Genomic DNA, 13,659 nt, shown 5'->3' on the forward strand with positions numbered 1-13,659 from the left:
ATGAGCTGATGCGCATAGTTAGGTGATTCTTCTTTTCATGATCTCCTGCTGCTGTCTGGTTAGTTGTTTTTTTAGTTTGTTTCAGGTTATATCTTTATCTGGTTAAATCAACGGAAACGAATTTAGCAATCGGGGTAAAAAAGGAGTTTCAAATTTGTTTAAAATACTATCAAATTTGACTAATACCGCCAAATTAACACGTATCAGGCACTTTTAATAACAAAATGAGCAAGAAATAAATTATTTTTTTACTGAAATATATAGCCGTATAAATACTACAAAAAAGAAATTACCGGTATTATTGGCTGGATGTTGAACTGTTTTAATGTGCTTTATCACATCAGACATTGGTAGTATGGGCATTGCAAATGCACTTCTCAATAATCCTCGTTGCAAACGAGGACTATACCTATTCGTCATTGCCAGCTTGATCCGATAGCTATCGGATGGCAATCTTTATATAGAAAGCAGATTAATGAACCATGTAAAGGCTTTATTTTCCTTTGGAACAACGGGGATGCCTGAGATTAGCGATTTTATCGCTGAAGAATGAGTTAATGGAATGTGCATTGCAAATGCACTTCTCAATAATCCTCGTTACAAACGAGGACTATATGGATACAAAGAAGAATAGCCCTCGCTGCACACGAGGGCTATAGTATTAAATTTTACGTGGTTAGGTAATCGAATGCTTTAAATTTTTGAAAAACGTTGGCGGCACAGCCCAGTAAGCCTGCCTTGTTGCCCAACTTGGCCGGAACAACCAATGCATGGAGTGAGGCCACCGGAACGGCTAATGTCTTGATCCTCCGTTCTATTTCCCTGGTGTAAAAAGCCCCGGCTTCACTTATCCCGCCGCCAATTACAATTTTTTCGGGACTAAAAATATTAATAAAACTGGTGATACCTGTAGCCAGGTAATCGAAATGTAGTTCCATTGCTTTCACTGCATACTCCTCACCTGCCAGGTACTTTTCTATGATATATCTGCCATCAACTTCATCTGTTTCGGGTATGCCCGGATGAATAAACTGATAATGTTTCAATAATGCTGTTACCGAAGCATAGGCTTCCAAACATCCTTTGGCACCACAGGCACAAGCTAAACCATTGTGCTGTACAATAATGTGTCCTAGTTCTGTTCCCCTGTTTCTAAACCCGCCGTACAGTTTATTATCAATCATCACCGCGCCTCCTATTCCTGTACCAACAGTAAGAAAAACCACATCGCTACAATCTTTGGCTGCACCAAAGCTCATTTCGCCAAGGCCCATTAAATTGGCATCATTATCCATGATAATGTTATAACGGGTTACATCCTGCAAAATTTCGCCCAGGGCCAGTTGTTTAAAGCCCGGTAAATTATCGGCACCGGCAATAATTTTGTTGTTATATATCGTACCCGGAAATCCTATTCCAACACCGAGAATAGGTTGTTTAACTTTCGAAGCGCAGGTTTGGATCGCCTCTACAATAAGCGCAATAATTGCACCCTGTGTTTTGGCCTTTTTAAGCGAAATCAGTGTGGAATATAAAATTTCTCCCTGCTGGTTTACCACACCGCATTTGAGCGATGAGCCACCAACATCAATCCCAATCGCATAAGATTGGTCCATGTTGGCATTGTTTAAAGTTATCATTTGTTTGAGGTTTTAGTCTTAGTTTATTCAGTCTGCCTGCCAGCTCACAACATTTTCTAATTCAATCGGCATGCTTATCATACTTATTAAATTGGTGGCATAATCATCCTTTTTAATCCGGGCTAAAAATAAAATGTAGTGTGCATTGAGGCCTTAGGTTTCGGCTTAAAATATTTTAACATTGGCTAGTGTTCCCCTCAATACCTTCCAGAAAATACGATTTCATTTCGAATACATTAAACAACTGCTAAAAATGATGTTTTAACCAAATTCAAAATATTTCTGGTAAAAATCAAAAGTGTTTGTGTCCGGATGCTCCTAATTTCACAATTATAAAACAATTATCAACAAATATCAAAGATTCAAACCTTAACACAATGAAAAAAGCTTTTTGCTTAATAATGCTGGCCACTACACTTTTATTAAACAGCTATGCTGTGCCTGTACAAAACGATCCACCAGCCAGCTGGCTTAAAAAAACTACTGATGTGATTACATTTCAGCTGAACAAAGCCAGCCAAACCTATAAACCTGGTCAAAATCCGCGTTCTGTTAATCCGAACGGAACTGTAAGACTTGCCGGTTTAACAGATTGGACCACCGGTTTTTTTCCAGGCAGTTTATGGTACGGATATGAGCTTACAGGAGATGAGCAACTGGCAGCTGAGGCTAAGAAATTTACACTGGCGCTTGATTCGATCCGCAACATTACCAATACGCACGATCTGGGTTTTATGCTTTACTGTTCGTACGGAAATGCTTTTAGGCTAACCGGCGACAAAAGCTATCTGCCCGTACTGGCCGATGGAGCAAAACATCTGGCAGCCCGGTTTAACCCTAAAGTGGGCGTAATCCGTTCGTGGGATTTCGCCTGGTGGCACTATCCTGTAATTATTGATAATATGATGAACCTCGAATATTTATATTGGGGCGCCAAAACTTTTAACAACCCTAATTACGCTACTATAGCCAATACGCATGCTACCACAACCATGAAAAACCATTACCGAAAAGACTTTAGTTCGTACCATGTGGTAGATTATGATGCAACAACCGGAAAAATAATTAAAAAAGCTACCCACCAGGGCCTGACAGACGAATCGGCCTGGGCCCGCGGACAAGCCTGGGGCTTATATGGCTTTACCATGTGTTATAAAAACAGTAAAAACCCTGCCTTTTTAACACAGGCAGAAAACATTGCCAAATTTATTATGAACCACCCGAGCCTGCAGAAAAATAAGATTCCGGCATGGGATTTGGATGTTCATAATGCTGATGATCTGGATACTGATGGTGCGGCACCCCGCGATGCTTCTGCTGCTGCTGTAATTGCCTCTGCCCTGCTCGATTTAAGTACACAGGTAAAAGATGGTCAAAAGTATTTTAACTATGCCGAAGATATTTTGAAAACCTTATCTTCTGACGCTTATCTGGCTAAACCAGGAGAAAACCAATATTTTTTACTGAAACATAGCGTAGGGGCATTTTTATACAATTCTGAAATAGATACACCGCTCGATTATGCAGATTACTATTATCTGGAAGCATTAAATCGCTATAAAAAAATTAAAGGTTAATAAACCATACAGACGATGATTAAGAAGTATTTGTTAACAGTCAGTATTTTTTGCCTTTCGGCACTTGCTTTAATTGCTCAGGAGCCAGCTGTAGACAGCAATAGCTTTAGCAGCATCAACCTATCTCATCCAGGCCTCGAAAATGTAGCTAAAGCTGTTGCCAAAAACGATTACGACAAGGCCTCTGCACAATTACTTGCCTATTTCCGCAAACGCAAAACAGCCTTAAGTCCAGACAAGGCTACCAATAAGGTTAATACCAATACCTTGCAGCTTGCCGATGATATTTTGCAGCATAAATTTAAACCCCACAAAGGTTATGGCACGTTTGATTACGGGAAAGACATTAACTGGCAGTACCGCCCGGTTAAAGATCAGTTGCTGAGTACATTTTTACACCGTACTACTTTCTGGGAATCGCTGGGCAGCGCTTATTTAGCTACCGGCGACGAACGTTATGCTAAAGAATGGATTTTTGAAGTGCAGGATTGGATTAAAAAGAACAAGCAAGGTACTTACGCCGATGATAAAGATTATGCCTGGAAAGCTTTTGTGGTTTCGTTCAGGCTAAACAACTGGGCAACTTTCTTTAACCAGTTTATCAATTCGCCAAGTTTTACGCCGCAGTTCCTGTTAACCTTTCTAAACAGCTATAATGAGCAAGCCAATTACGTAATGGCCAATTATACTGATATGGGTAATCACCGCCTGTACGAAGCCGAACATTTGCTGCTGGCAGGCACCAGTTTCGCTGAATTTGCCCAGGCCAATACCTGGCGTAAAAGTGGTATAACTGTATTAAATGAAGAAATTGCCAAACAGGTTTATCCCGATGGGATGCAGTTTGAGTTATCGCCATCTTATCACATTGGTACCATTGGTACATTTTTGCGTGCCCTTAAAATGGCAAAAGATGCCGGAATAGCCAGCGAATTTCCGAAAAGCTACCGCGACCTGGTTGAAAAGATGATTACTGCTGTACCTAAATTTTCTTTTCCTGATTATACTTTCCCTTTATACGGCAATTCGTTTATCACCAGTAAAGGCGCAATGATAAAAAATTACCAGGCCTGGGCAGAAGTATTTCCGGAGAATCAAGAGATCGCTTATTTTGCTACGGATGGCAAATCGGGCAGCCGACCGGCATATTTATCAAGCGCTTTAAACAATGCAGGATTTTATGCTTTTAGAAATGGCTGGAACCAAAAAGCTACTGTAATGCAAATTAAGGCAGGGCCACCAGCCGAATTTCACTCGCACCCTGACAATGGCAACTTTGTGCTTTGGGTAAATGGCCGCAACTTTACGCCCGACGCCGGAAGCTTTATATATGCTACCGTAGGGAACCAGGAAAACAGCAAAAGAGACTGGTACCGCAGCACCAAAGCACATCAAACCCTCACGCTTGACAATAAAACCATAGAAAATAAAGCCAAATTAATAAAATGGGTACCCAATGGCGATGTACAAGTGCTGAGCTATAGCAATCCGGGTTATAAAGGTTTAGACCATCAGCGTACTTTCCTGTTTATCGATCAATCGTACTTTATTATTATTGATAAAGCAAGTGGCCCATTAACAGGTAAATTGGGCATCCATTTCGTACTGAGTGAAGACGCAAAAGCTGATGCTGACCTAAACAACCTCCAGTTTAACACCACCTATGCCGATGGCAATAACCTCAGCATTCAGGTATTGAACAAAGCCGGCACTAAACTTAAGGCAGAAGAAAGTTTTGTTTCATACGAGTACCAGAAAGAGACACCACGCCTTGCTTTTGTTTTCGAGAAAGAGAAGCTTAATAACCAACCGGGTACTTTTGTAAGTTTAGTATTGCCTTATTCGGGTACCGTAGCTCCTAAAGCATCGTTAAAAGAAAATGCAGGCAACAATTACGAATCCGGAACAATAGCCCTAACCTTAACCATAAACGGCAAGGAAAAAACCATTAAACAACAACTATAACTACACCAATAGCAACATAAACATGATACGTTTTAAAGCAAAAATATTGTTTTGTACACTTATGCTGGTGGCTACGCTGGCAAAAGCGCAAAGTCCCATCAACAAAGCAAGCTTCGATCTGATCAATCTGGATTATCCCGGTCTGCAGAAAGTAAAACAAGCTGTTGATGCCGGCCAATACCAGGAAGCAGGTAAAGCACTTTTACAATATTATAGAAAAAAACTAGGTACAAAACCAGATTTAAGTAATCTGGAAACACCAATTGATACCGGCAAATTAGCTCCAAAAACAAAAGAGGTGGCAGATAATGCCCTGCAGCATCGTTTTAAAACGCAGGAAAGTTATGGTTATTTCGATTTCGGCCAGGATATTAACTGGCAGCTTTGGCCCGTAAAAGATAACGAAGTACGCTGGCAACTTCACCGTGTTAAATGGTGGCTCCCCATGGCCTTGACTTATCGTGCTACGCATAATGAGCAATATGCCAAAGAATGGATGTTCCAGTTTGAAGACTGGATGAAAAAGAATCCTCTAGGCTTATCTGCCGATAACGATAAATATGCCTGGCGCCCACTCGAAGTATCAGACCGTATACAAAGTTTAGTGCCCACACTTACTTTTTTCATCAACTCGCCCAATTTTACCCCGGCGTTTTTATTAACCTTTTTAAAAAGTTATGCCGAGCAGGCAGATTACCTGCCTAAAAATTACGCGGTAGAAGGCAATCACAGGTTATTCGAAGCCCAACGTACACTATTTGCAGGAGCATCATTACCTGAGTACAAAAACGCTCCGGCCTGGCGTAAAAGCGGAATAGAGGTGTTAAACGCAGAGATTAAAAAACAAGTACTTCCCGATGGTGTACAATACGAATTATCGCCTGTTTACCATGCGGCAGCCATCGATATTTTTATTAAAGCTTACCAGGGCGCACAAAAAGCAGGTGTTGAAGGCGAGTTTCCTCCAAGCTACAGGCAAACCATCGAAAAAATGGCCATGGCTTTTATAAACATCACCTTCCCTAACTATAACCAACCCATGTTTGGCGACTCGTGGATCCGGGAGAAAAAAACTCGTTTAAAACAGTTTCAATCGTGGTCAGCTATGATTCCCGAGAATCCATTCATTCAATATTTCGCAAGTGATGGTCAGAAAGGTAAAAAACCAAACTGGTTATCCAATGCCTTAAGCACAGCGGGTTTTTATACCTTCCGCAATGGCTGGGATAGCACATCGACCATTTTAATGCTGAAAGCAAGTCCTCCGGGCGAATTCCATGCACAACCCGATAACGGCACTTTTGAACTTTGGGTAAACGGCCGCAATTTTACGCCCGATGCAGGTTGTTTTGTTTACAGCGGCGATGCTGAAATTATGAAGCAACGCAACTGGTACCGCCAAACCCGGGTACACAGTACGCTTACTTTGGATAACCAAAATATGCTGATTACCAAAGCGGTACAAAACAAATGGCAAAGCAGTAAAAACCTGGATATTTTAACTTATACCAATCCCAGCTACAAAGATTTAAACCACCGCAGAACAGTACTGTTTATCGATCAAAAATACTTTTTAGTTATCGATCAAGCTTTGGGCACCGCTACAGGCAACCTGGGCGTACATTTCCAGCTTAAAGAAGATAGTAATCCGGTATTTGATGGGACAAATAATAAGGTGTACACCACTTATGCCGATGGCAATAACCTGTTAATTCAATCGCTCAATACCGATAAAATTACTTTGCATGAGGAAGAAGGAAAAGTTTCTTACGAGTATGGTAAAGAAATGAAACGCCCTGCATTTGTATTCGAAAAGCCAAAAAATGATGATAAAACACAACAGTTTATCAGCGTAGTTTATCCATACAACGGCAACAAAGCACCAGAGATAAAAATTAAAGAAAATGCCGGTAACGATTATAAAAACGGCGAGCTCAATATTTCAGTTAGCATTAACGGCAAAACAAGCATAGTAAAAGCAAAACTGAACGGTGGCAACACCAATCCATAAAGATTAAATCAGGAGGTAATGGTAAAACATTACCTCTTTTCATTTAGCCCTAAAAAAATAGAAATGACCTAAAAAATTTCAAATAATCCCTTACTAACCAAAACAACATTTATGAGAAAAAAACCAATTTACTTTAAAAAGTATATGGCTATAGCCGTATTATTTTTAGCCAGCGCATGCAGTAAAATTGAAAAAGAAAGCGAACAACCTACCTTAACGTTTAAACCTGTTTCGTTAATGAGTGGAGGAGCCCCGGCCAGCTATGGCTATGGCGATACCATTTTAAACATCAATTATGAAAGTGGCACACTCAATTCGGGCATTAGCGGTTTAACAGCAACCAATGCTACAGCTACTGATGCGGCTTATATTCTTTCGCCCGGGGCTACGGGAAATTATGCCATTGCACACAAAGTAACTTATGGCGATTCTACCTACTACTCTGATGGCAACTGGCGCAGTGAAGCAGCAACAAATGGCGTACCTGCAAGCTGCTACCTGCCTGGCGAGGAGCGGCGATACGAGTTTAGCGTATTGTTAAAAGACTGGACGCCCTGGAATACCGGCGACCCGATTAATGAAACCAATTTTTTCCAGTTAAAAATGTCAGGTGGTGAAGCCGTTCCGCTGCAAATCCGTACCCAAAGAAATGCATTACGTGTAGTTTATGGCAATATGGATAATACCAAAACGGTGGTAGATATTTTGAACGATTTGCGTCCTTCGGTAAACCAGTGGATCCACTTCAGGGTAGATGTAAAATGGGCCACCACTGCTACAGGCTCTATGAAGATTTATATGAAATTACCTGGTCAAACCGATTTTGTTTTAGCCAACGAAAGGAATAATGCGGTTACTTTTACTGGTGATGTGGGCAGCGGAAATGTGGGCTATGTTAAATGGGGCGTTTATGTGGTACCTCCAAACCTTACACGCATTGTGTACCACGACGATTTGCGGATTATCAACCTCAACTACCCACCTACTAGTACCGGATTGATTTGGGGAAACAGCATACCAGATGCCAACCCAGCCTACTTAGACGGCGCTTATACCAAGGCTGGGAACATCAGCTTACCTGCAAATTACAATAACAGCAGTAACATTTATCTGCATCCTTATATTCAGTACCAGGACTCGCAAAATATTGTGTATGTGAATAGCACCAGTCCGGCACCAAACCCTGCCGATAATGTGGTAGGTACGCCGTGGTCTGATTTTTCAAGATCAACGCTTGCTGCATCAGGTATGTCGGGCAGTACGCCGGGCCCGAGTGGGCGCTATTTATTGGGTGGCTGGGCAAATGCATCATCGTCAAGTACTCCCACACCAATTGATCTTACCGAATATTACGAGCTCCGTTTAGCACCAAAAAGCGGTTATTATTTTAATTTCAGCGATATTAAATTTACGGTGCTTCGCGGCGGTACAAGCCATCCTAATACTTTTGTGCTGCGCTCAAGCGTTGATAACTTTGCCAGCAACATTTCAACTCCTGTCAGCATTAGCGGTACCACTACGCCTACCCTCATTTCGTTTAATGCAGCTGCACTCACCAACATCAGTACGGCTGTAACGTTCAGGTTATATGCTTATGGCGCAACAGCAACCAGCGGTAACTTGCTGGTAGGGCTTAACGATTTTCAGGTAAATGGTCAGGTGCTACCGTTGCCTTAGTTATGATTAAAAAACAAAAAAGGCTTTCTTAACCATTAAAGAAAGCCTTTTTCCAACATTATTAAGCCAATTAGCTTAAAATGATCTGGTAATTTACATTTACTCTTTTGGGATAATTACTTTGCTCATTATTTAAAGAAACAAAAGCTGCACTGTTGTGTACTTCGTTCTTTAATGCATGCTCATAGTGTGTTTGAATAGCTTCCTGATAATCGCCTTGAAAGTTTTTGGCAGTTTCGGCTAAAAGATTTCGGTCATTTAAGTTTTCCGGCAATAAAGTGATATCGCAGTTACCCTCACTTATTTCTTTGACTAAGTATTTCATTTTTGTTTTAAATCTTTGTTTCCCGCTTTATAAATAAGATTACGCGAACGGTCAAAAATAGGTGAAGTCTGTATTTTTCATGTAATCTAAAAGTTAATTTTTTGGGTAAATCGTGTATCAATTTTAATTCAAAACGTATGATTTGAACCACGCATTAACTTTTCGAGTAAGGAAAAACATTATAAAACACTGTTTTTCAGCAACAAAAAGAAAATCATTTCCTGATTGGGCAAGTTACAATCAGGCTTAAGGTTTCAGGTTAAAATAATTACTTAAAAAAACACTTTGAAATTTAATCGCATTTGCCCAGTAATCCCAGTTATGCACACCTGGGCGGGTGGTAAAATCGTGTGGGATATTGTTGTAAAGCAATTCATCGTGCAGGCGGATGTTGGCTTTATAGAAAAAATCATCTACCCCACATTCAAAAGCAATAGCCAGCGAACCGGGTTTAATCAGGTAAATCATATCAATTACGCTATTCTGTTTCCAGCGCTCCGGAAATTCATCCGCTTTACCCAGTCTTTTCGAAATATTCCATCCATTCGGGAAAGGTTTAATATCCACACCACCGCTCATGCTGCCCACGGCGCCATACACATCCTGATGTTTAATGGCCAGGTAAAACGCCCCATGACCGCCCATGCTCAAGCCGGTTATTGCCCTGCCCTTTTTTTCGGCAATGGTTTTATAGTGTTCATCAATGTAACTCACCAGCTCGGTAGCTACATAGGTTTCGTATTTCCATTCGGGGTCGATAGGGCTATCGAAATACCAGCTGGTTACATTCCCATCGGGGCATACAATAATAAACTGGTACTGATCGACCAGATTTTTAATTCCCGGCACTTTTTTAACCCACTCGGCATAACTACCACCAGCACCGTGCAGCAGGTAAACCACCGGAAAAGATTTTCCATTTTTATAGCTATCCGGCTTAATTACTACGGCCTTGATATTTTTTTTCATCGATTTGCTGTAAGTTACAGCGGTATCTACTTCTGCCGCGCTGGCAGCACAGGTAAACAGGAATAAACAAATGGCTGCTAAAAAGCTATTTTTCATGCGTTATTTTTAATGAGGTTACAATACGATGCTAAATTTATAAAATTACACCACATTCTTTGCCAGGTGTTAATTTTATTACTTTTGGTTTATTCTAATCAACATGAAATTTACCTCTTTCCTTTGCGTTGCCTTACTGGTAACTGCACTAATTACTAAAAGTACAGCACAAAGCAAGCTGCAATCTGCCAGTTTCATCACTTTTAATGGCTACAGCAATACTTTCGCCGAAAAACTCAAAAAAAATGAACCGGTAACCATTGCTTTTTTAGGTGGCTCGATTACCAACATGGAGGGCTGGCGCGGAATGGTTTGCAATTACCTCGCTAAAACCTATCCGCAAACTAAATTTAAATTCATCAATGCAGGCATCCCTTCATTGGGTAGTTTGCCACATGCTTTCAGGCTCCAACAAGATGTACTGGATAGTGGTAAAACAGATCTCTTATTTATCGAATCGGCAGTTAACGACCATGTGAACCAAACTGCAGAAAAAACACAACGCCGGGCATTGGAAGGCATCATCAGGCATACTTTAAGCAAAAACTCCAAAACCGATATTGTGCTGATGGCTTTTGCTGATGAAGATAAAAACAATGATTTTGACAATGGCAAGATACCCACAGAGGTAAAAGTGCATAGCGATTTGGCCGAATACTACCATTTGCCTTTTATTAATTTAGCTTTAGAAGTAGATAAACGTATTGCCAATAAAGAATTTACCTGGGCTGGCGATTTTAAAGACCTGCATCCTGCTCCTTTCGGACAACAACTTTATTTCAACACCATTAAAACCTATCTGGAAGAAAACGAGAAAAACTCCGGAAAGAAAGCCAGTGGCAGCTTGCCTAAAATTTTAGATAAGTTTGCCTATACCAAAGGGCAGTATGTGAGTGTTGCTGCAGCAGAAAACTTAAACACCTTTAACATCAATAAAAACTGGAAACCTAACGATGCGCTAGAAGCCAGGCCTGGTTTCGTTAACATTCCCGTACTCGAAAGCACTACCCGCAACAGTACTTTCGATTTAGTTTTTAAAGGTAATGCGGTAGGTATTGCTGTGCTATCAGGCCCTGATGCAGGCATGCTGCATTACCGAATTGATAACGGAGAAGAAAAAACAATCGATTTGTTTAGTCAGTGGAGCACGAGCCTGCATTTACCCTGGTATTTGCTGCTGGGCGATGAACTAGGCGGTGGCGAGCATAAATTGAGCGTTCGCATTAGCGAATATCACAATAAAAAATCATCGGGTTATGCCTGCCGGATTGCACATTTTTTGGTAAACGCGAATTAAAAGGCTAAGCCTGCGGAGTATTTCACCCCTACATTTGTCGCATTTACACTTTTCAGGTTGCAAAAGTTACAATAACTTTGATTAACAATTTAAACCCAGAAAAAAATGAAAAACAATGCAATCACCATCGAAACAACAGTAAACAGTCCGGTAGAAAAAGTTTGGGAATTTTGGAGCAATCCTGAGCACATCACCAAATGGAGTTTTGCTTCGCCCGATTGGCATACCCCTTACGCCGATAATGATTTGAGAGTTGGCGGTCAGTTTAAAAGCACCATGGCAGCCAAAGACGGCAGCATGAGTTTCGATTTTGGTGGTACCTACACCACAGTAGATCACCTTAAAAAAATCGAATATGCACTGGGCGATGGCCGCGAAGTGAGCATCATTTTTGATTCGCTGGGCGAAAGCACCCGCGTTACCGAAACCTTCGACCCGGAAGATACTAACCCAATTGAAATGCAACGCGGTGGCTGGCAAGCCATTTTGGATAATTTCAAACAATATACTGAAGAATCTTAACCGCTAAGCATATTCCTTACAGATTGAAAAGTCTGTAAGGAATACGCCATTTTTAGCTGTTTTATCATCTTAAAATAATCCTACAGTAACAATTCAATGATTATTTGATTCGCATAATTTTTGATTTGAACCGAATACTTTGATTTTGTGGCCATAATTTACATTTGCCGTGTAAATTATACACTATGTGCCGTTTATCAGTATCCTTTCTATCCTTATTTCTATTTATTACGATTACCACTGGTGCAAATGCCCAAACACTCAGCTTAAAACAGGCTGTTAGCACCGCACTGGCCAATTACGGCACCATTAAAGCCAAAGATAGTTATGCAAATGCATCTAAATCTACTGTGGTGCAGGCCAAAAGAGAGTATTTACCCAATTTTAGCCTGAGTGCCCAGCAAGATTACGGTACCATTAACGGCCAAAACGGCCCGCAATATGGTTTTGGGGGTTTAGGTACTGCTTCATCAGGTCCGGCACTAGATAAGCAAAACTGGAATGCTGCTTTTGGTGCGCTTTACCTGGCCAACATCAACTGGGACTTTTTTACCTTCGGAAAGATTAAGGACAGGATAAAAGTTGCCAATGCCACCTACAACCGTGATAAAAACGACCTGGAGCAGGAGAAATTCCAACAGGAAATCCGGGTTTCAGCAGCTTATTTAAACTTACTGGCCGCACAACGCATCACTAAATCGCAGCAAAAGAATTTAGACCGCGCCATTACCTTTCAAAACACGGCCATCATCAGGGCTAAAAACGGATTGATTGCCGGAGTAGATTCATCGTTGGCCAAAGCCGAAGTTTCGAACGCTAAAATTGCCTTGACCAAAGCAAAAGATCTGGAACAAGAGCAAGCCAACCGCCTGGGGATTTTAATGGGTTTAACTGCCACCACTTACGATTTAGATACTGCATCGATTACGCGTATTCCTAAAAACCTGCTTGGCGATAGCATTACCAGCACTCACCCGCTTTTAAAATTTTATCAGAACCGGCTGGAAGTGAGTCAGCAACAAACCAGTTATTTCAAAAAACTCTATTACCCTACCCTTTCGTTATTCGGGGTGATGCAGGGTCGTGGCTCGGGTTTTAGTCCGGGTTATGCTTTAGATCAGACCGCCTTTTCATCAAGTTATCTGGATGGGATTAACCCAACCCGTGGCAACTATTTGATTGGCATAGGAATAAGCTGGAACCTTTCTACCTTGCTTAAAAACCATCCGCAGGTACGTGCACAAGAATACATCAGCGAGGGTTTAAAAGCAGAATATAACCTGGTCGATCAGCAATTAAAGGCCCAGCTGGCACTGGCCGAAACCAAACTGACCAATGCCATGGCCAATTACCGCGAAGCACCGGTTCAGGTAAAAGCAGCTTCTGACGCCTACCTGCAAAAAAGCACCTTATATAAAAACGGACTTACCACAATGGTCGATCTGACCCAGGCACTTTTTACGCTTAACCGCGCTGAAACCGACCGCGATATTGCCTATACCAATGTTTGGCAGGCTTTGCTGTTAAAATCTGCAGCACTTGGCAACTACGACCTATTTATCAACGAATTTTAATTTGCC

Annotated in this window: 10 protein-coding genes; 7 read left to right on the plus strand and 3 right to left on the minus strand. The window is 41.2% G+C overall.

The window, feature by feature from the left end; genetic code table 11:
* Positions 1 to 668 precede the first annotated feature (668 nt).
* Positions 669 to 1,640, minus strand: a complete 972-nt coding sequence (locus tag BLR37_RS14225; RefSeq protein ID WP_244154667.1) for an ROK family protein — start codon at positions 1,638 to 1,640, stop codon at positions 669 to 671.
* 377 nt (positions 1,641 to 2,017) lie between these two features.
* Between BLR37_RS14225 and BLR37_RS14230 the strand changes: the two genes are divergently transcribed.
* The 4 genes from BLR37_RS14230 (at position 2,018) to BLR37_RS14245 (ending at position 8,870) form a co-directional block, all read left to right on the plus strand.
* A complete protein-coding gene (locus BLR37_RS14230) occupies positions 2,018 to 3,217 on the plus strand; it encodes a glycoside hydrolase family 88 protein (protein ID WP_090769657.1) in 1,200 nt (399 codons plus the stop codon).
* Between the two features lie 15 nt (positions 3,218 to 3,232).
* Positions 3,233 to 5,182, plus strand: a complete 1,950-nt coding sequence (gene hepC, locus BLR37_RS14235) for a heparin-sulfate lyase HepC (protein ID WP_090769659.1) — start codon at positions 3,233 to 3,235, stop codon at positions 5,180 to 5,182.
* A 22-nt stretch (positions 5,183 to 5,204) separates the two neighbouring features.
* Positions 5,205 to 7,193, plus strand: a complete 1,989-nt coding sequence (gene hepC / locus BLR37_RS14240; RefSeq protein ID WP_090769661.1) for a heparin-sulfate lyase HepC — start codon at positions 5,205 to 5,207, stop codon at positions 7,191 to 7,193.
* Positions 7,194 to 7,304: 111 nt separating this feature from the next.
* A complete protein-coding gene (locus tag BLR37_RS14245) occupies positions 7,305 to 8,870 on the plus strand; it encodes a heparin lyase I family protein (protein WP_090769663.1) in 1,566 nt (521 codons plus the stop codon).
* Between the two features lie 70 nt (positions 8,871 to 8,940).
* Here BLR37_RS14245 and BLR37_RS14250 read toward each other — a convergent pair whose 3' ends face one another.
* Positions 8,941 to 9,195, minus strand: a complete 255-nt coding sequence (locus tag BLR37_RS14250) for a hypothetical protein (protein ID WP_039481649.1) — start codon at positions 9,193 to 9,195, stop codon at positions 8,941 to 8,943.
* 246 nt (positions 9,196 to 9,441) lie between these two features.
* Positions 9,442 to 10,260 (minus strand): alpha/beta hydrolase, encoded by an 819-nt coding sequence (locus tag BLR37_RS14255; protein ID WP_090769665.1) that lies wholly within the window; start codon positions 10,258 to 10,260, stop codon positions 9,442 to 9,444.
* A 103-nt stretch (positions 10,261 to 10,363) separates the two neighbouring features.
* On the opposite strand from BLR37_RS14255, the gene BLR37_RS14260 reads away from it, so the two are divergent.
* The 3 genes from BLR37_RS14260 to BLR37_RS14270 all read left to right on the plus strand — a co-directional run bounded on the left by BLR37_RS14260 (position 10,364) and on the right by BLR37_RS14270 (position 13,653).
* Complete coding sequence (locus BLR37_RS14260; RefSeq protein ID WP_090769667.1) at positions 10,364 to 11,557, plus strand: SGNH/GDSL hydrolase family protein; 1,194 nt, start codon at positions 10,364 to 10,366, stop codon at positions 11,555 to 11,557.
* A gap of 105 nt (positions 11,558 to 11,662) precedes the next feature.
* Entirely contained in the window at positions 11,663 to 12,079 is a 417-nt protein-coding gene (locus BLR37_RS14265) for an SRPBCC family protein (protein ID WP_090769669.1), read from the plus strand.
* Between the two features lie 185 nt (positions 12,080 to 12,264).
* The gene (locus tag BLR37_RS14270) at positions 12,265 to 13,653 is read left to right on the plus strand and encodes a TolC family protein (protein ID WP_090769671.1); all 1,389 of its coding nucleotides are present in this window, start codon (positions 12,265 to 12,267) and stop codon (positions 13,651 to 13,653) included.
* The last annotated feature ends 6 nt before the right edge of the window (positions 13,654 to 13,659 follow it).

Origin of the sequence: Pedobacter soli (genome assembly GCF_900101435.1) — a bacterium.
Lineage (GTDB): Bacteria > Bacteroidota > Bacteroidia > Sphingobacteriales > Sphingobacteriaceae > Pedobacter > Pedobacter soli.